The sequence below is a fragment of the Pseudomonas sp. A125 genome (assembly GCF_055409485.1).
Genome location: NZ_JBUZVP010000013.1, coordinates 54,404 through 72,343 on the forward strand (window position 1 = coordinate 54,404; position 17,940 = coordinate 72,343).

15 protein-coding genes are annotated in these 17,940 nt (G+C 61.3%); 1 reads left to right on the forward strand and 14 read right to left on the reverse strand.

Annotated features, from left to right (window positions below; genetic code table 11):
* Nucleotides 1-18 precede the first annotated feature (18 nt).
* The 13 genes from ACZRN6_RS18660 to ACZRN6_RS18720 form a co-directional block, all read right to left on the reverse strand.
* Nucleotides 19-1,977, reverse strand: a complete 1,959-nt coding sequence (locus tag ACZRN6_RS18660; protein WP_464008477.1) for an acetoacetate--CoA ligase — start codon at nucleotides 1,975-1,977, stop codon at nucleotides 19-21.
* Between the two features lie 194 nt (nucleotides 1,978-2,171).
* A complete protein-coding gene (locus tag ACZRN6_RS18665; protein ID WP_464008478.1) occupies nucleotides 2,172-2,945 on the reverse strand; it encodes a 3-hydroxybutyrate dehydrogenase in 774 nt (257 codons plus the stop codon).
* Nucleotides 2,946-2,952: 7 nt separating this feature from the next.
* The gene (locus ACZRN6_RS18670) at nucleotides 2,953-4,344 is read right to left on the reverse strand and encodes a GntP family permease (RefSeq protein WP_464008479.1); all 1,392 of its coding nucleotides are present in this window, start codon (nucleotides 4,342-4,344) and stop codon (nucleotides 2,953-2,955) included.
* 297 nt (nucleotides 4,345-4,641) lie between these two features.
* Entirely contained in the window at nucleotides 4,642-6,039 is a 1,398-nt protein-coding gene (locus tag ACZRN6_RS18675; protein ID WP_464008480.1) for a sigma-54 interaction domain-containing protein, read from the reverse strand.
* On the reverse strand, nucleotides 6,036-7,607 hold the full coding sequence (locus ACZRN6_RS18680; RefSeq protein WP_464008481.1) for an ABC transporter ATP-binding protein: 1,572 nt from the start codon (nucleotides 7,605-7,607) through the stop codon (nucleotides 6,036-6,038). Before ACZRN6_RS18680 ends, ACZRN6_RS18675 begins: the two co-directional genes overlap by 4 nt.
* An 11-nt stretch (nucleotides 7,608-7,618) precedes the next feature.
* Entirely contained in the window at nucleotides 7,619-8,641 is a 1,023-nt protein-coding gene (locus ACZRN6_RS18685) for an ABC transporter permease (RefSeq protein ID WP_464008482.1), read from the reverse strand.
* A complete protein-coding gene (locus tag ACZRN6_RS18690; protein ID WP_003208021.1) occupies nucleotides 8,641-9,702 on the reverse strand; it encodes a microcin C ABC transporter permease YejB in 1,062 nt (353 codons plus the stop codon). The genes ACZRN6_RS18685 and ACZRN6_RS18690 overlap by 1 nt, the downstream gene beginning before the upstream one ends.
* The gene (locus tag ACZRN6_RS18695; RefSeq protein WP_464008483.1) at nucleotides 9,702-11,561 is read right to left on the reverse strand and encodes an extracellular solute-binding protein; all 1,860 of its coding nucleotides are present in this window, start codon (nucleotides 11,559-11,561) and stop codon (nucleotides 9,702-9,704) included. Before ACZRN6_RS18695 ends, ACZRN6_RS18690 begins: the two co-directional genes overlap by 1 nt.
* 139 nt (nucleotides 11,562-11,700) lie before the next feature.
* On the reverse strand, nucleotides 11,701-11,982 hold the full coding sequence (locus tag ACZRN6_RS18700; protein ID WP_149413954.1) for a peptidylprolyl isomerase: 282 nt from the start codon (nucleotides 11,980-11,982) through the stop codon (nucleotides 11,701-11,703).
* 230 nt (nucleotides 11,983-12,212) lie between these two features.
* Entirely contained in the window at nucleotides 12,213-13,133 is a 921-nt protein-coding gene (locus tag ACZRN6_RS18705; RefSeq protein ID WP_464008484.1) for a response regulator transcription factor, read from the reverse strand.
* On the reverse strand, nucleotides 13,130-14,548 hold the full coding sequence (locus tag ACZRN6_RS18710; protein WP_464008485.1) for an aminotransferase: 1,419 nt from the start codon (nucleotides 14,546-14,548) through the stop codon (nucleotides 13,130-13,132). The genes ACZRN6_RS18705 and ACZRN6_RS18710 overlap by 4 nt, the downstream gene beginning before the upstream one ends.
* A gap of 25 nt (nucleotides 14,549-14,573) precedes the next feature.
* Nucleotides 14,574-15,674 (reverse strand): polyamine ABC transporter substrate-binding protein, encoded by a 1,101-nt coding sequence (locus ACZRN6_RS18715; protein ID WP_464008486.1) that lies wholly within the window; start codon nucleotides 15,672-15,674, stop codon nucleotides 14,574-14,576.
* 104 nt (nucleotides 15,675-15,778) lie between these two features.
* A complete protein-coding gene (locus ACZRN6_RS18720) occupies nucleotides 15,779-16,273 on the reverse strand; it encodes a DUF1543 domain-containing protein (RefSeq protein WP_322144705.1) in 495 nt (164 codons plus the stop codon).
* Nucleotides 16,274-16,381: 108 nt separating this feature from the next.
* On the opposite strand from ACZRN6_RS18720, the gene ACZRN6_RS18725 reads away from it, so the two are divergent.
* Complete coding sequence (locus tag ACZRN6_RS18725; RefSeq protein ID WP_464008487.1) at nucleotides 16,382-17,203, forward strand: aldo/keto reductase; 822 nt, start codon at nucleotides 16,382-16,384, stop codon at nucleotides 17,201-17,203.
* A 54-nt stretch (nucleotides 17,204-17,257) separates the two neighbouring features.
* On the opposite strand, the gene ACZRN6_RS18730 is transcribed toward ACZRN6_RS18725, so the two are convergent.
* On the reverse strand, nucleotides 17,258-17,773 hold the full coding sequence (locus ACZRN6_RS18730) for an Hcp family type VI secretion system effector (protein WP_003208034.1): 516 nt from the start codon (nucleotides 17,771-17,773) through the stop codon (nucleotides 17,258-17,260).
* Between the last annotated feature and the right edge of the window lie 167 nt (nucleotides 17,774-17,940).

Here is a 17,940-nt window from a genome sequence, read left to right on the forward strand (position 1 = left end):
CTTAAGGGCTAAAACGTTTCATCTTTCTGTCAGTTCCCGGCGATCACGAAATTGCTCCAGGGCTTCGGGATTGGCCAGGGCGTCGGTGTTTTTGACCGCCTCGCCATGCACCACGTTGCGCACCGCCAGTTCGACAATCTTGCCGCTGATAGTGCGCGGAATGTCCGTCACCGCCAGGATCTTCGCCGGTACATGGCGCGGTGTGGTGTTGGCGCGAATCACCTGGCGAATCTGCTGCTCCAGGGCGTCGTCGAGTTCTACACCGTCGTCGAGGCGCACAAACAGTACCACCCGCACGTCGTCTTGCCAGCGCTGCCCGATGGCGAGGCTTTCCAGTACCTGCGGCACCTTTTCTACCTGACGATAAATCTCGGCGGTGCCGATGCGTACGCCGCCGGGGTTGAGCACGGCGTCCGAGCGGCCATGGATCAACAAGCTGGCGTTGGGCCTTTGTTCGGCGTAGTCACCCTGGCACCACACGCCGGGGAACTGGCTGAAATACGAGGCGCGCAGCTTTTCCTGATGCGGGTCATTCCAAAAGCCGATGGGCATTGCCGGGAAGTGTCGGGTGCACACCAACTCGCCCTTTTCACCGACCAGCGGGCGGCCCTGGTCGTCCCACACCTCGATGGCCATCGCCAGGCTCTTGCACTGCATCTCACCGCGGCGCACCGGCAATACCGGGTTGCCGATCACGAAGCAGGAGACGATGTCGGTACCGCCAGACATCGACGACAGACACAGCTCAGGCTTGATCTCGCGGTACACATAGTCGTAGCTCTGGGGCGACAGCGGTGAGCCGGTGGAGATCAAGCCTTTGAGGCTGCCCAGGTCATGGCTCAGGCGCGGTTGCAGGCCGGCTTTTTCCAGGGTCGCGAGGAATTTCGGACTGGTGCCAAATACGCTGATGTTTTCCTCATCGATCAGGTCCATCAGGCGTTCCAGGCCGGGGTGAAAAGGTGAGCCGTCATACAGCACGGCGGTGGCGCCGATGGCCAGCACCGACACCAGCCAGTTCCACATCATCCAGCCACAGGTGGTGTAGTAGAACAGGCAGTCATCGCGCGACAGGTCGGCGTGCAGGCCGTGTTCCTTGAGGTGGGTAAGCAGAACGCCGCCGGTGCCGTGGATGATGCACTTGGGCACGCCGGTGGTGCCGCTGGAATACAGGATGTACAGCGGATGATCGAACGGCACGGCGACGAAGTCGGGCTGGTCGCCGGGGCTGTAGAAGTCGTCCCAGAGTGCAACCGCGGCCCGGGTCTGATAATCCTCGGGACGCGCTTGCGGGCGGGCGTACGGCACGATGATCAGCTGTTGCAGGGACGGCAGGCGGTCGAGGATTTCATTGAGCTTGGTGCTCTGGTCGGTAACCTTGCCGGCATAGCGGTAGCCGGCGCAGGTGATCAGCACCTTGGGTTCTATCTGGCCGAAGCGGTCGATCACGCCCTGGGTGCCAAAGTCGGGCGAGGAGCATGACCAGATTGCGCCGAGGCTGGTGGTGGCGAGCATGCCCACCAGGGTTTGCCAGGTGTTGGGCATGCACGCGGCCACCCGGTCACCCATGCCCACACCGGCTGCCCGCAGGCTGCGTTGCAGGCCGGCAACGTGGCGGGCCAGTTCGGCGTAGGTCAGTTGTTCGCGTTGGCCGTCTTCGCTGATGGCGACCACGGCGGGGTGATCGTCGCGGCGGCGCAGCAGGTGTTCGGCAAAGTTCAGGGTCGCGCCGGGAAACCACTGGGCGCTGGGCATCTCGGCGCCTTCGATCAACACCGCGCTGGGTGGCGTGCGGAACTGCACGTCGAAGAATTCGACAATCGCCTGCCAGAAGTCTGGCCGCTGATCGATGCTCCACTGGTGCAGGGCCGGGTAGTCGCTGATCTGCAAGGCATGGCGATCATTGATAAAGCGCCGGAACTGGTCCATCCGGGTGGTGTGGATGCGCTCGGGGGAAGGTTGCCAGAGGATGTCGGACATTATTCGCCTCTTGTTATGTATCGACAGCAAAGATGCTCTAAAGGTGGCTAGGGAGCTTGCTCCCGTTGGGTGGCGAAGCCGCCCCAGCAATGCTCATGCGGTCTTTCAGATAAAGCGCGGTTGCAGGTTTTGGGGCTGCTGCGCAGCCCAACGGGAGCAAGCTCCCTCGCCACAAAAGCGTCACTGATGAATACTTACTGGGCCAGCCAGCCGCCGTCGATATTCCACGCCGCGCCACGCACCTGGCTGCCGGCTTCGCTGCACAGGAACAACACCAGTTCCCCCAGTTGCGGTGGCGTCACGAACTCCAGCGACGGCTGCTTCTCGGCCAGCAGATCCTGCTGCGCCTGCTGCGGGTCAACCCCGGTGGCGATGCGATCGTCAATCTGCTTCTGCACCAGTGGCGTCAATACCCAGCCCGGGCAAATGGCGTTGCAGGTGACATTACTCTGGGCCGTCTCCAGGCCCACCACCTTGGTCAGCCCGATCACCCCGTGCTTGGCAGCGACGTAGGCCGCCTTGCCCACCGAACCCACCAGGCCGTGCACCGAGGCAATGTTGACAATGCGCCCCCAGCCTTTGGCCTTCATGCCTGGCAAACTCAGGCGGGTGCTGTGGAACACCGACGACAGGTTGATCGCAATGATCGAGTCCCAACGCTCCACCGGAAACGCATCCACCGGCGCCACATGCTGGATCCCGGCGTTGTTCACCAGGATGTCGATGCCGCCAAACTCGCGCTCGGCGTAGGCGATCATCTCAGCGATCTGCGCCGGGTCACTGACGTCGGCGGGGTGATGCCCGACCTTGCCGCCAAAGGCCTGCACCTGGGCGATCACCGCGCTGGCGTCGCCGAAACCGTTGAGGATCAGGTTGGCGCCGGCCTTGGCCAGGCTCAGGGCGATGCCCAGGCCGATGCCGCTGGTGGAGCCGGTGACCAGGGCGGTCTTGCCGTTCAATGTCGTCATATCAACCTCACACAATGCCGGTGGCGTAGAAAGTACCAATCACCACGAACACCGCGAGGGTCTTGATGATCGTGATGCCGAAAATATCCTTATAGGCTTCGCGGTGGGTCAGCCCGGTGACCGCCAGCAGCGTGATCACGGCGCCGTTGTGGGGCAGGGTGTCCATGCCGCCGCTGGCCATGGCCGCGACCCGGTGCAGCACTTCAAGAGGGATATTGGCCGCATGGGCCGCTGAAATAAAGCTCTGCGACATGGCCGCCAGCGCAATGCTCATGCCGCCCGAGGCGGAGCCTGTGATACCAGCCAGCAGGGTCACGGTAATTGCTTCGTTGACCAGCGGGTTGGGGATGCCCTTGAGCCAGTCCGCCAGCACCAGGAAGCCTGGCAAGGAGGCGATCACCGCGCCAAAACCGTATTCCGAAGCGGTGTTCATCGCCGCCAGCAACGCACCGCTGACTGCGCTTTTACTGCCCTCGGCGAGCTTGCTGCGAATCGCCGAGAAGCCAAACATCAGCACCACGATAATCCCCACCAGCAACGCCGCCTGCACCGCCCAGATGGCCGTCAGCTTGGCGACTTCGGTCTGCACCGGCGCGCTCATGCCCGGCAGGCTCAGGGTGTGGGTCTTGCCGTACCACAGTGGAATCCAATGGGTGAACAACAGGTTCATGATGCCCACCAGCAGCAGTGGCGACAGGGCGATCCACGGATTGGGCAACTTGATGTCTTCGGCGGTCTGCGGCTCGTTGCGCAGCTCGGTGCCATAGCCTTCACCGGCACGCTGGGCCTTGTTGCGCTGGCGGGCCAGGTACAGCATGCCGGCGCAGAACACAAAAATGGTGCCGATCAGTCCCAGCCACGGCGCGGCCCAGGCGGTGGTGTTGAAGAAGGTGCTGGGGATGATGTTCTGGATCTGTGGCGTACCGGGCAGGGCGTCCATGGTGAACGAGAACGCGCCGAGGGCGATGGTCGCCGGCAGCAGGCGCTTGGGGATATTGCTCTGGCGGAACATCTCGGCGGCGAACGGGTACACCGCGAACACCACCACGAACAGCGATACGCCGCCGTAGGTCAGCAGAGCGCACACCAGCACGATCACCAGCATCGCCTGGCGGGTGCCGAGCAACTGGATGGCGGCGGCGACGATGGAGCGCGAGAAGCCGGAAATTTCAATCAGCTTGCCGAACACTGCGCCGAGCAGGAACACCGGGAAGTACAGTTTGAGAAAGCCGACCATTTTTTCCATGAACACCCCGGTGAAGGCAGGTGCGACGGCGGAAGGGTCGGTGAGCAGCACGGCGCCGAGGGCGGCGATGGGGGCGAACAGGATGACGCTGTAGCCACGGTAGGCGGCCAGCATCAGCAGCGCCAGGGCCGCGAGGGCAATGATCACACTCATGGTGTGTCTCCATCTGATTGTTATTTTTGTGGGGGTGAGGCAGTAGGGATGGGCTATAGCGAGATGTGTGCCAAGTTATTAACTTGTTGAAATATAAAGATAATGTTGTTTTATTAGTTATGGATTTTGAAGTTTGTCTCTGATTTGAGACTGGCGCTGATCAAATGTGGGAGCTGGCTTGCCTGCGATGGCGGTTTTTCAGCTGAAGAATGTGTCGGCTGGCCGGCCGCTATCGCAGGCAAGCCAGCTCCCACAGTAGGTTGTCTTTGATGTGAGATTTCTGTCTCATGTATGAGACTAGGCGATGCCCAGCGCGACCATTTTCTTGTACAAAGTCGACCGACCCAGCCCCAGACGCTTCGCCGCTTCCACCACATTGCCCTCACACGCCTTCAACGCCGCCCCAATCACCTGGCGGTCAAAGCGCTCCCTGGCCGCACTGAAACGCTCGCCCTCAACGGTCTCCACCGAACTGTGCCCCACCGGGCTGAACGTACCAATCGCCGCGCGAATTTCACGGGCATCCAGCACCAGGTCATCACTCAACAACGCCGCCCGCTCCAGCACATTGCGCAGTTCGCGGATATTCCCCGGCCACGCATGCTGCGCCAGCAACGCCAACGCCTCGCGGTCCAGTTCATGCTGGCTGCGCAACTCCTCCAGAATCGCCTCACTCAGCGCCGGTAAGTCATCCAGCCGCTCACGCAACGGCGGCACCTGGATTGGCAGCACATTCAGCCGGTAATACAGGTCTGCCCGAAACTCGCCGCGCTTGATCGCCGCTTCCAGATCCATCGACGTGGCAGCAATTACCCGTACATCACTGTGGATCATCTCGTTGGAACCCACCGGCTCGTACTCTTTCTCCTGCAACACGCGCAGCAACTTGCTTTGCAGCGGCAGCGGCATGTCGCCGATCTCATCGAGAAACAGCGTGCCGCCCTGGGCAATTTGCAGCTTGCCGGGGCGACCCTTGCGGTCGGCGCCGGTAAACGCGCCGGGGGCGGTGCCGAAGAATTCAGCTTCCAGCAAATCATGCGGAATGGCCGCGCTGTTGATGCTCACAAAGGCTTTGTGGGCGCGAGGCGATGCACCGTGAATCGCCTGGGCCAGCAATTCCTTGCCGGTGCCGGTTTCTCCCAGCAGCAACACCGGCGAATCCGCGCTCGCACTGCGCCGCGCCCGGCGTTTGACTTCCAGGCTGGCCGCGCTGGTACCGATAAAGTGCGCGAAGTTGTACTTGCTCTGCCGCGACCTCAATAACGACCGGGTGGAAGCCAGTTCCTGCTGCATGCTCAGGTAGCGCTCGATCAGCGGCGACAGGTTGCGCAGCTCATCAAACAGCGCAAACCCGATCGCGCCGATCACCTTGCCGGCATCGTCGTGAATCGGCAGGCGCATCACCACCAGCGGGCCTTTGGGGGTGTCCTGGATGTCCAGCAAAATGGGCTGGTCGTTGCGTACCACCTGGCGCAACAGGCTGTTGGATATCACCTGTTCACAGGGTTGGCCGATGGCCTCATTGGCGCTTTTCAGGCCGAAACGCTTGGCGTAGCGCTCGTTCATCCAGACAATATTCGCGTCGCCGTCGACAATCACCGTGCCTTCGCTGGACTGCTCGATGATCTGGAACAATGACTGGATCGCCAGGCCGCGAACGTATGGGTAATCCTTGAGGCTGCCGGTGGTGTTCATGGGTGCGCCGCCGCGAGGAGTTCCTGGGTGTAGGGGTGTTGCGGCGCGGCAAACACTTCATCGCTCGGCCCGCGTTCCACCACCTTGCCGTCCTTGATCACGATCATGTCGTGGGCCAGGGCCCGCACCACCGCCAGGTCATGGCTGATAAACAGGTAGGTCAGGCCGTACTTTTCCTGTAGCTCAAGCAACAAGGCCACCACCTGTTTTTGCACGGTACGGTCCAGCGCCGAGGTGGGTTCATCCAGCAGCATCAGTGCCGGCTTGAGCACCAACGCGCGGGCAATGGCGATGCGCTGGCGCTGGCCGCCGGAGAATTCGTGGGGGTAGCGATGGCGGCTGGCGGGGTCCAGGCCCACGTCTTCCAGCACGCGGATCACTTGGGCTTCGCGGTCCTTGAGGCTGCACGGGGCATGCACTTCCAGGCCTTCGCTGATGATCTGCGCCACCGACATCCGCGGGCTGAGGCTGCCGAACGGGTCCTGGAATACCACCTGCATCTGCTTGCGCCACGGCTGCATCTGCTTTTGCGTCAGGCCCTCGAGGGCCGCACCCTGGAAACGAATCGTGCCGCTGGAATCCAGCAAGCGCAAAATCGCCAGGCCCAGCGTCGATTTGCCCGAGCCGGACTCGCCGACAATCCCCAAGGTCTTGCCGCGCTGCACCGTCAGGCTGATGCCGTCCACGGCCTGCAGGTACTGCTTGCGGCGCAACAGCCCGCCACCCAACGGGAACTGCACGCTCAGGTCATCCACCTGCAACACCGTTTCGCGCGTGTCGTGGCTCAGGGCGATGCCCGCCGGTTCGGCATCCAGCAGCAAGCGGCTGTAAGGGTGCCTGGGGGCGCAGAACAGGGTTTCGCACTCTGCCTGCTCGACAATCTCCCCGGCCTTCATCACGCACACCCGCTGGGCAATGCTGCGCACCAGGTTGAGGTCGTGGCTGATCAATAGCAGCGACATGCCCAGGCGTTGTTGCAGGGACTTGAGCAGCAGCAAGATCTTGCGCTGCACGGTCACATCCAGTGCTGTGGTGGGTTCGTCGGCGATCAACAGTTCCGGCTCGCAGGCCAGGGCCATGGCAATCATCACCCGCTGGCGCTGGCCGCCGGAGAGTTGGTGGGGGTAAGCCTTGAGGCGCTCCCGGGGCTTCTGGATGCCCACCAGTTCGAGCAATTCAAGGATCCGCGCCTGCGCCTGTTTGCCGCCCAGGCCCTTATGCAGCAGCAGGGTTTCGCCGATCTGTTTCTCGATGCTGTGCAACGGATTGAGGGAGGTCATCGGCTCCTGGAAAATCATTGCAATCCGGTTGCCCCGCAGCTTTTGCAGGGTGGCGGGCGAGGCGCCGAGCAGTTCCTGGCCGCGATAACGTACCGAGCCGGTGGTGTCGGTGCCGGCTTCGGGCAGCAGTTGCAGGATCGAATGGGCGGTCACCGACTTGCCCGAACCCGACTCGCCCACCAGCGCCAGGCACTCGCCGGGGCGTACGTCCAGGCACAGGTTGCGCACCACGGTCTGGCCGTTGAAGGCGACGCTCAGATCGCGAATCTCGATCAGGTTTTCAGTCATCTCAAAGCCCTTCATGAGCGTGGGTCGAAGGCGTCACGCAACGCCTCGCCGATAAACACCAGCAACGACAGGATCAGCGCCAGGGTGAAAAACGCCGTAAGCCCCAGCCACGGCGCTTGCAGGTTCTGCTTGCCCTGGCCGATCAGTTCACCCAAGGAGGCGCTGCCGGCGGGCATGCCGAAGCCGAGGAAGTCCAGGGCACTCAAGGTGGAAATCGCCCCGGTCAGAATGAACGGCAAATAGCTCAGGGTGGCGGTCATCGCGTTCGGCAGGATGTGCCGGCGGATGATCTTGCCGTCGCTGAGTCCCAGTGCGCGGGCGGCCTTGACGTACTCCAGGTTGCGCCCCCGCAGGAACTCGGCGCGCACCACGTCCACCAGCGCCAGCCACGAAAACAGCGCCATGATCCCCAGCAGCCACCAGAAATTCGGCTCGACAAACCCCGACAGGATGATCAGCAGGTACAGCACCGGTAGCCCGGACCACACTTCCAGGATTCGTTGCCCGAGCAGGTCCACCCAGCCACCGTAGTAACCCTGCAAGGCCCCGGCAGCGATGCCGATGGCGGCGCTGATGGCGGTGAGTGCCAGGGCAAACAGAATCGACACCCTTGCGCCAAAGATCACCCGCGCCAGCACATCGCGGGACTGGTCATCGGTGCCCAGCCAGTTCACGCTCGATGGCGGGCTGGGGGCAGGGCGGGTCAGTTCATAGTTGGGCGTGTCGTCGCTGAACGGGATCGGCGGGAATAGCATCCAGCCGCCATCTTTCTTGATCAGGTTCTGCACGTATTCACTGCGGTAGTCCGCCTGGAATGGCAACTGCCCGCCGAACGCCTGCTCGGTGTAGCGCTTGAACACCGGGAAATACAGCTGGTTCTGGTAACTGAGCACCAAGGGTTTGTCATTGGCGATCAGCTCGCCGCCGAGGGTCAGGATAAACAGGCCGATAAACAACCACAGCGACCACCAGCCACGGCGGTTTTTCTTGAAGCGTTCAAAGCGCCGACGGGCCACGGGAGAGAGCTTGAGCATCAGGCGTTCCTCGCGGCGAAGTCGATACGCGGGTCCACCAGGGTGTAGCAGAGGTCACCGATGAGTTTTATCAAAAGGCCAAACAGCGTGAAGATAAACAACGAACCGAACACCACCGGATAGTCCCGTGAAACCGCGGCTTCGTAGCTCATGCGGCCCAGGCCATCGAGGGAGAAGATCACCTCGATCAGCAGCGAACCGGCAAAGAACACCGCGATGAATGCCTGGGGGATTCCCGAAATCACCAGCAGCATGGCGTTGCGAAACACATGCCCATACAGCACTCGGCGCTCGCTCAAGCCTTTGGCCCGCGCGGTGACCACGTACTGGCGGGTGATTTCATTGAGGAACGAGTTTTTGGTGAGGATGGTCAAGGTGGCGAAACCGCCGATCACCAGGGCGCTGACCGGCAATACCAGGTGCCAGAAGTAATCGGCGATCTTGCCCACGGTGCTCAACTGGTCGAAGTTTTCCGAGACCAGCCCGCGCACCGGGAACCAGTTCAGCGAGGTGCCGCCGGCGAAGACCACGATCAGAAACATCGCAAACAGGAAGGCGGGCATCGCATAACCAATCACGATCGCGGTGCTGCTCCACACATCAAAACTGCTGCCATGGCGCACCGCCTTGCGAATCCCCAGCGGGATCGACACCAGATAGGTGATCAGCGTGGCCCACAGCCCAAGGGAAATGGTCACCGGCATCTTTTCCAGGATCAGGTCGGTCACGCTTTTGCCGCGGAAGAAGCTGTTGCCGAAATCCAGCTGGGCGTAACTCTTGAGCATCAGCCACAGGCGCTCCGGCGCGGGCTTGTCGAAGCCGTATTGTTTCTCGATGTCCTTGATCAGCTTCGGGTCCAGACCACGGCTGGCCCGCGAGCCACTGCTGAGGCTTTCGGCAGACGAGCCGCCGACGCCACCGCCACCGATGCCCTGTAAGTGGGCAATGGCCTGCTCCACCGGCCCGCCGGGCGCGGCCTGCACGATGACGAAGTTCACCAGCAGGATAATCACCAGGGTGGGAATGATCAGCAGCAAGCGCCGCACGATATAGGCAAACATCAGCGGGCTCCCGGGCGTTTGGTCAGTTCGGCTTTCATCTGTTCATTGGTCAATGGCGTGGGGCTGATTTCCCACCAGGTTTCCAGGGCTTCGTCCGTCTTGGCTTCGACGGCCGGCCGGCCAAAGCGGTTCCACCACGCGGCCGAGGTGCCCGGCGGGTAGTAGTTGGGAATCCACAGGTAATTCCATTGCAGCACACGGTCCAGGGCGTGGGCGTAGTTGAGCATTTGCGACTGGGTATTGGCCTTGACCAGGCCGTTGATCAGGCTGTCGACGGCCGGGTCTTTGAGCACCATGTAGTTGTTGGCGCCTGTATCAAACGCGGCGGCCGAGCCGAAATAGTTGTACAGCTCCATCCCTGGCGAGGTGGTGACCGGAAAGCCGGTGACGATCATGTCGTAGTCCCGGGACATCAGGCGGTTGACGTACTGCGAGGAGTCGATACGGCGGATGTTGAGGGTAATACCGATCTGCGCCAGGTTGCGTTTGTACGGCAACAACAACCGTTCCAGGCCGTTCTGGGCGTTGAGGAAAGTGAACTCCAGCGGCTCGCCTTCTGCGTTTACCAACTTGTCACCGTCGGGTTTCCAGCCAGCTTGCTCCAGCAGCGCCAGGGCTTGCAGTTGCTTGTCGCGGATCATTCCGGTGCCGTCGGTAGTCGGTGCCTTGAACACCTTGGTGAACACTTCGTCGGGAATCTGCCCGCGCAGGGGTTCAAGTATCGCCAACTCCTGGGCGTCCGGCAGTTGGGTCGCCGCCAGCGGGCTGTTGGAAAAGAAGCTTTGCTGGCGGATGTACATATTGCGCATCATCTGCCGGTTGGCCCACTCGAAGTCCCACAGCATCGCCAGGGCCTGGCGCACGCGGCGGTCCTTGAACATCGGTTTTTGCACGTTGAACACGTAGCCCTGGGCCGGCTGCGGTGCCTCTTTGGCCAGGTGCGCGCGTTGCAGGCGGCCATCATCAAGGGCGGGGCCGTTGTAGCCGATGGAGTAGCCGGTGGCGGAGAATTCGCGGTTGAAGTCGTAGGCACCGCCGCGCAGGACCTGGCGCGCCACTTCGGTGTCGCCGAAGTATTCCAGGCTCAGGTGATCGAAATTATACAGGCCGCGGCTGATGGGCAGGTCTTTGCCCCACCAGTTCGGGTCACGCTTGAAGGTGATGGTGTTGCCGGCATCCACCTTGCTGATGGTGTAGGGGCCGCTGCCGAGGGGAATCTCGTAGCCGCCGCCGTCGGCGAAGTCGCGGGTCTTCCACCAGTGTTCCGGGAACACCGGCAGGGTGGCGACATCCAGGGGCAGGGTGCGGTTTTCGTTGCTAGCGAAATCGAAACGCACCTGCCGCGGGCCTTCGACTTCGACGTGTTTGACGTCGGCGAACAGCGTGCGGTAGCGCAGGCTGCCCTGGGTCATCAGCAGGTCGAAGGAGTAACGCACGTCTTCGGCGGTGATCGGTAGGCCATCGGCAAAACGGGCCTTGGGGTTCAGGTAAAAACGCAGGGACAGACCGTCGTCTGACCGCTCCATCTTTTCCGCCACCAGGCCGTAGACCGTGTAGGGCTCGTCCAGCGAGCGCTGGGCCAGGGGCGAATACAACCAACCGTCGACCTGGCTGACACCGATGCCTTTGTCGCCATAGGGCAGCACATGGTCATAGCGCCCGATTTCGATAGCCGAACGCCGCAAGCTGCCGCCTTTGGGCGCATTCGGGTTGGCGTAATCGAAGTGGGTGAAGCCGGGTTGGTATTTGGCCGGTTCGCCGTACACGGTCAGCGCCGATTGCGGCGCGGCGATCACGGCGGTGCTGGCCAGCAGCAGGGCCAGGGTGGAGCAAAACAGGGTAGAAAAAGCGACTCGCATTATCAGCCTTGGGCGCCGGGTGAGAGGTAAAGGGATTTGTACGCTATGCGCGTACGCCCCGCCAGTCATCACACTGTCACAGATGCACAACGGCCCACCAAAGGGCGGGCCGTTGTTTCAAGCATAGGTGCGGACCGGATCAGTCCTGACGGCTGGTCACTTCCAGCAGGTGGTAGCCGAACTGGGTTTTCACCGGGCCTTGCACGGTGTTGACAGGGGCGCTGAATACGACGGCGTCGAATTCCTTGACCATTTGGCCCGGGCCGAACGAACCCAGGTCACCGCCTTGACGGCTGGATGGGCAAGACGAGTTGGCTTTGGCAACTTCGGCGAAATCGGCGCCGCCTTCGATTTGCGTTTTGAGTTCGTTGCACTTGTCTTCGGTGGCAACCAGGATGTGACGGGCGGTGGCTTTGGCCATGAGGGGTAACTCCTTGGGTAAAAACGGTGAGCGTACCGGATTCAGGTGGTTATTTCCTGGCAAAGTTCCCCAAGAATGAACCGTAGCCTCACGAGCGCCGCCCCCCGTAGCAGCTGTCGAGCCCCAGCGAGGCTGCGTCAGCCGCACCACCGCTGATGCGCCAGGCACGAGATCGGGTCGCTCCCAACGCAGCCTCGCTGGGGCTCGACAGCTGCTACGGGGGGGGCGGGTCAGGTGTGGCGGGCCATCACGCCGCTGTGGGTCAGCCAGTCGATAAACAGCGCAAACAGCTCCGCCTGGGAGTTGATCTCAAGCTTGGTATACAAATGCTTGCGGTGCATGCGCACGGTTTCCGGGGAGATACCCAGTACCTGCGCAGTGGATTTAACCGAGTGCCCACGCAGGATCAGGTGGGCAATTTCCCGCTCGCGCACGGTCAATACGCCGCTGCCAAAATGCATGAACGCCGCTTCAATCTGCTGGTGAACCTGAGTCTGGGTGAACGCCTCGTCGCTGATTACCTTGCACAGCCCGCCCGTGGTGCCGAAGCGGCGCAGCAGTTCTCGCACGATCGGTTGTGCGGTTCGCAGCAGCGCCAGTTGATCGTCGCTGAACTGGCCGGCACTCAGGCCCTGGAACATGCACAGGGAAATCTTGCTGTTGGGGCACAGGTCGACGATGTAGTAGCTCTCTTGGGCACCGCCGCTGCGCAGGTAGTAGGTCTTGTAGTACTCGCTGCTGAAGAAGTCGTCCGGGGCGATTTGCGCCAGGTGGTAGAAACCTTCGGCCAGGCCCTTGTCCACCGCCAGGCAGAACGGGTCGAGCAGGTAGCCCCGGGAAAAGTAGCGGTTGATGATTTCTTCGTAGTGCGGCCGGGGGATGCCTTGCTGGTAGAGCAAGTGTGGCGCCTGGCCCTGGCGCTCCAGGCTGATCATCATCGATTCGATGGGGGTCAGGGCACTGAGGGCGCAGGCCAGGTGTTCAAGAAATGACGCTTCGTCGACGCTGGCAAAGGCGTGGGCCAACGCTCCATTCCAGGCTTCAAGCACCTGGAACGACGGGGCAGGGCAGTGATCGGTGTTCTGGCTCATGCCGGCCAGTCTACCCGCCGGCCAGGGCCCCGGCAAAATCACCGGGGCGCCGAGGCTCATCGGCCTTGATACTCGCCGCTCTGGCGCAGCTCTTCGGCGGTGTCGAGGATGCACTGGCGCAGAATCTCCACCACTTCATCCACCTGGGCATGGGTGATGATCAGCGGCGGCGACATCACATTCAGGTGGCCGATGGGCCGTACCAGCAAGCCTTTGGCCTGGGCCCGCAGGTGGATCTTCTCGCCGATATTTACCGCATCCGCAAACAACACCTTAGTCTGTTTGTCGGCAACAAACTCAATGCACGCCATCAATCGCTGGCAGCGCACGTCGCCCACCAATGGCAGGCTGGCCAGGGTTTGCAGGCGCTGTTCGAGGTACACGCCGACGTCTTCGACGTGGGCCAGCAGGTTTTCCCGCTCGATGATCTCGATGTTCTTCAGCGCCGCTACGCAACTGACCGGGTGCCCGCTGTAGGTGAAACCGTGGGTAAAGCAGCGGCCCTTGCCCGGCTCGCCGATGACTTGCCAGATACGGTCTGAAAAAATACACGCACCCAGCGGCAAGTAGCCGGAAGTCAGGCCCTTGGCGGTGGTGATGATGTCCGGCTGCATGTCGAATACGTCCTGGGAGGCGAAGAATTTTCCCAGCCGGCCGAAGGACGTCACCACCTCATCCGCCACGTACAGCAGGTCATGGCGTTGGCAGATTTCCCACATGCGCCGGTGATAACCCTTCGGCGCAATGATCACGCCGCCCGAGCCCATGATCGGCTCGGCAAAGAACGCTGCGACCTTGTCGGCACCAATCGTCAGGATCTTGTCTTCGAATTCATCCACCAGGAAGTCGAGAAATTGCGCTTCGCTCATGCCTTCCGGCGCCCGGTAATAGTTGGGGCACGAGATGTGGTGGAACAGGTCACTCATGAAATCGAATTCCGGCGCGCGGTCGGCGGCCTTGTTGCCGATGGACATCGTCAGGAACGTGGAGCCGTGGTACGCGCTGAAGCGCGAGATGATGTGTTTCTTCTCATGCTTGCCGCGACTGTTTTGATAGAACTGCACCAGGCGGTAGGCGGTATCGACCGCCGTGGACCCGCCGGTAGTCAGAAACACATGGTCGAGGTCGCCCGGGGCCAGGCTGGCAAGCTTGGCGCACAGTTCAATGGCGGTGACGTTGGCCATGTCGCAGAACGGGTTGGAGTACGCCAACTGGCGAACCTGGTTGGCGATGGCATCGGCCATTTCCTCGCGGCCCAAGCCGATATTTGTGCACCACATGCCGCCGACTGCATCCAGGTAACGGTTGCCGGCGGTGTCGTAGATATAGGCGCCGTCACCCGCTGCGATGTTCAGCGAGCCTTGTTCTCGGTGTTCGTCGAACATGTGGAAGCCGTGCATGTAATGGGCCTTGTCGGCGGCGTCCAGTTGGTCATGGTCGAACTGGGCGAAAAAAGCAGGATTTGGCAGCGTCATGGCATTTACCTTCAATGGCTGGGTTTCACTTGCCGGTCTTCACGGCATTCCAGGTACGGGTGATCAGGCGCACGGCGGCCTGGGACTGGCTTTTCTGGGTGAACAAGCGCTGCATCGTTGCCGCGTCGGGGTAGATGGCCGGGTTGTCGCGAACCGAGGCGTCGAGCAAGGGCTTGGAGGCCAGGTTGCTGTTGGCGTAGTGAATGGTGTTGCTGACACCGGCGATCACCGCGGGCTGCAGGAGGAATTCGATGAACTTGTGGGCATTCGCCACATGGGGGGCGTCGGCCGGGATGTAAAAGTTATCGAACCAGATCAGCGAGCCTTCCTTGGGGATGAAGTAACCCAGGTTGACCTTGGCCCCGGCTTCCGTCGCCCGGGCCTGGGAGGTGGCGTAATCGCCGGACCAAGTGGTGGCCATGCACAGCTCGCCGTTGGCCAGGCCGTTGATAAACCCACTGGAGTCGAATTTTCGAATGTAGGGGCGCACCGCCATCAGCACATCCTGGGCGGCCTTGAGGTCTTTGGGCGCCACACTGTTCGGGTCCAGGCCGAGGTAGGTCAGGGCCAGCGGGATCATGTCGGTGGGGGAGTCGATGAAGGTGATGCCGCAATCGGCAAAGCGCGAAATGATCTTGGGATCGAAAATCATCGCCAGCGAACCGATGGGTGCATCCGGCATGCGCTCCTTGATCTTGTCGATGTTGTAGGTCACGCCGTTGCTACCCCAGGTGTAGGGCGCCGAATAGGTCACGCCCGGGTCGTGGGTTTCCAGGCTTTTAAGCACTTGCGGGTCGAGGTTGTTCCAGTCGGGCAGCAGTGTTTTATTGAGGGGCTGAAAGGCTTTGGCCTTGATCAGCAGCGGCACGAGTGAAGCATTGAGCACCACCAGGTCATAACCCGAGCGCCCCGAGAGCAGCTTGCCTTGCACGGTTTCGTAAGAGTCGTAGGTGTCGTAGATCACCTTGATGCCGGTGGCCTTCTCGAAGTCGGCGAGGGTGTGTTCCCCGATGTAATCGGCCCAGTTGTAGATGCGCAAGGTGTTGCCTGGGTCGTCAGCGGCCTGGCTGAGAGGCGTTGATGCAAGCAAGACAGCGCTGAACAGGGCGATAACGGCTTTATGCATGGCGAACCCACCTTGAAGTTGTGCGTGTTGTAAGGCCGAGGGGCTGATTGCACTTTCAGGCAGGTAGCAGGTGGGCGCCATACCCCGTTCGGGTAGGGGATGGGTCAGGGCAGCACGATGTAGTCGTTTTGCGTGACGACGGGGCGGTGTGCGCCTTGCTCCAGGTGAATATAACGGCCGTCTACCAAGTCGATGGGCAGGCAGTCGTCGATATCCAGCACGCCGTCGGTATGGGATTGGCTCCAGTGCGAGAGCATCTGTCGTTTGCCTTGGGTTGCGGCTTCCTTAGGCGTTCGCGCAACCACCAGCACGTAGTGATGGGCTTCGCCAAAGATGTTCGATTCATAGCCGCCCAGGTTGATGAAATACAGGCGTGGTGCCCCGGCGTTAGGCGCCAGGTGGCTGAGTTGGACTTTCCAGCCGTCGATGCCGTCGACCGTCATCCACGAATCGATATGCACACCTTTCTGGCTGCCAAACCAGCCCTCGCGCAGTTGCGGGTAGGCGGCTTCCAGGGTGTCGGCGACGGCAAAGACCACGTCGTGCACTTCGATTTTCGCCCGGGGATGCTTGCCCCCAAGCATGACCACAAACAGCATCGCGCGTCCTTTGTTTGGCTAGGATGGAATGCGCCACCATCCTTCGATTGAACCCTTTTGTCCAGTCGGTGCCACACTGTTAATTCGCGAATTCATCAGGAGGTTGTCATGCGCACCATTGATCTGGCCGGCGTCCCCGTCCCTGTCATCGGCCAAGGGACCTGGCGCATGGGCGAAAATCCCGCCCAACGCAGCGCCGAGGTGGCCGCGTTGCAACTGGGCATTGATGAGGGCTTGACCCTGATCGATACCGCTGAAATGTATGGCGAGGGCGGCGCCGAAGAGGTCGTCGGCGAGGCGATTCGAGGCAAGCGTGACCAGGTGTTCCTAGTCAGCAAGGTGTACCCGCACAACGCTAGCCGCAAAGGTGTTCAACGGGCCTGTGAAGCCAGTCTCCAGCGCCTTGGCACCGACTACATTGACCTGTATCTATTGCATTGGCGTGGCCAATATCCGCTTGAAGAAACAGTGGAGGCCTTCGAACTCCTGCGCGAGGCGGGCAAGATCGGTCGTTGGGGCGTGTCCAACTTTGATGTGGCCGACCTGCAAGAACTGGCTTCCCCGGCCTGTGCCACCAATCAAGTGCTCTACAACATCGAAGAGCGCGGTATCGAATTCGACTTGCTGCCGTGGTGGCAGCAACACAATTTGCCATTGATGGCCTATTGCCCCATCGCCCAGGGCGGCGAGCTGTTGGCCAGCCCGACGCTCAAGCAGATTGCCCGTCGTCACGAGGTCACACCGGCCCAGGTTTCCCTGGCCTGGGTATTGCGTCAGGACGGTGTGATCGCCATTCCCAAGGCTGTGACGCCCGAGCATGTGCGGCTCAACGCTGCGGCGGCGAAGCTGGTGCTGGATGAGCACGACCTGGACGCGATTGACCGGGTGTTTGGTGCGCCCAAACGCAAGCATCCGCTGGCGATGGTCTAGCACCCCACAGAAACGGCGCCGTCCATGGCATTGCCGTTTCTGTTTCGACCGGGTTTAGCCGGCTACCGGGCTGCGCCAATCATCGGAGCCCGAGGTGCCGGACACCTCGTGGGTCCAGACAATTTTCCGGTAAGTGAAATACACATCTTCCAGGTGCGTGAAGTGCGCGTTGTTCGGGTCTTGGCAGTTGGGCATCCGTGACTGGATGTCCACCAAAATCGCGTCTTCCAACTCGATGGTGAAGTAGTGCTCCTGGGTGCCGGCGGAAGAGGTGCGGTACCACTCAAGGCGGCACTTGACCATCTCTCCTGAGGTCAATGCGCTGAACAGCAGTGGCGAAGACTTATCGAAGACCTTGCTGATCATCAGCGGTTTGTGCACGCGTTGGCCGGTGGGCTGACCGGATTGCGGGTCACGGGGGATGATCACTTGATGCTGGAATGCCTCTACCAGGATCTGGTCTTCGTGACCTTCCTGATAGATGTTGCCGACCGAGTCCTGGGTGAACGTGCCAGCCGTAATCAAGCCTTGCTTGGTGCCGGTGATGGAGAGATACGCGGGTGTTGGCATGACTGGTTTCCTTGCCTGATAAATGAGGTCGCTCCAGTCGGCGGAGTTGCCGGCTGGGTGATGCTGGTTATCAAGAAACGTGCCGGAAAGTTAAACAGCTAATGAAAATAGGGGGTTAAGGTTTTGTTGGTGGGTTTTATAATCGGTGTTGGCGGTTTGTAGTTGAG

Excerpts from the sequence above, each read along its gene's own strand:
- ACZRN6_RS18685 (WP_464008482.1), bottom strand. The coding sequence starts at position 8,641 with ATGCTCAAGCTCTCTCCCGTGGCCCGTCGGCGCTTTGAACGCTTCAAG.
- ACZRN6_RS18700 (WP_149413954.1), bottom strand. The coding sequence starts at position 11,982 with ATGGCCAAAGCCACCGCCCGTCACATCCTGGTTGCCACCGAAGACAAG.
- ACZRN6_RS18670 (WP_464008479.1), bottom strand. The coding sequence starts at position 4,344 with ATGAGTGTGATCATTGCCCTCGCGGCCCTGGCGCTGCTGATGCTGGCC.
- ACZRN6_RS18715 (WP_464008486.1), bottom strand. The coding sequence starts at position 15,674 with ATGCATAAAGCCGTTATCGCCCTGTTCAGCGCTGTCTTGCTTGCATCA.
- ACZRN6_RS18665 (WP_464008478.1), bottom strand. The coding sequence starts at position 2,945 with ATGACGACATTGAACGGCAAGACCGCCCTGGTCACCGGCTCCACCAGC.
- ACZRN6_RS18730 (WP_003208034.1), bottom strand. The coding sequence starts at position 17,773 with ATGCCAACACCCGCGTATCTCTCCATCACCGGCACCAAGCAAGGCTTG.
- ACZRN6_RS18725 (WP_464008487.1), top strand. The coding sequence starts at position 16,382 with ATGCGCACCATTGATCTGGCCGGCGTCCCCGTCCCTGTCATCGGCCAA.
- ACZRN6_RS18675 (WP_464008480.1), bottom strand. The coding sequence starts at position 6,039 with ATGAACACCACCGGCAGCCTCAAGGATTACCCATACGTTCGCGGCCTG.
- ACZRN6_RS18720 (WP_322144705.1), bottom strand. The coding sequence starts at position 16,273 with ATGCTGTTTGTGGTCATGCTTGGGGGCAAGCATCCCCGGGCGAAAATC.
- ACZRN6_RS18660 (WP_464008477.1), bottom strand. The coding sequence starts at position 1,977 with ATGTCCGACATCCTCTGGCAACCTTCCCCCGAGCGCATCCACACCACC.
- ACZRN6_RS18710 (WP_464008485.1), bottom strand. The coding sequence starts at position 14,548 with ATGACGCTGCCAAATCCTGCTTTTTTCGCCCAGTTCGACCATGACCAA.
- ACZRN6_RS18690 (WP_003208021.1), bottom strand. The coding sequence starts at position 9,702 with ATGTTTGCCTATATCGTGCGGCGCTTGCTGCTGATCATTCCCACCCTG.
- ACZRN6_RS18705 (WP_464008484.1), bottom strand. The coding sequence starts at position 13,133 with ATGAGCCTCGGCGCCCCGGTGATTTTGCCGGGGCCCTGGCCGGCGGGT.
- ACZRN6_RS18695 (WP_464008483.1), bottom strand. The coding sequence starts at position 11,561 with ATGCGAGTCGCTTTTTCTACCCTGTTTTGCTCCACCCTGGCCCTGCTG.
- ACZRN6_RS18680 (WP_464008481.1), bottom strand. The coding sequence starts at position 7,607 with ATGACTGAAAACCTGATCGAGATTCGCGATCTGAGCGTCGCCTTCAAC.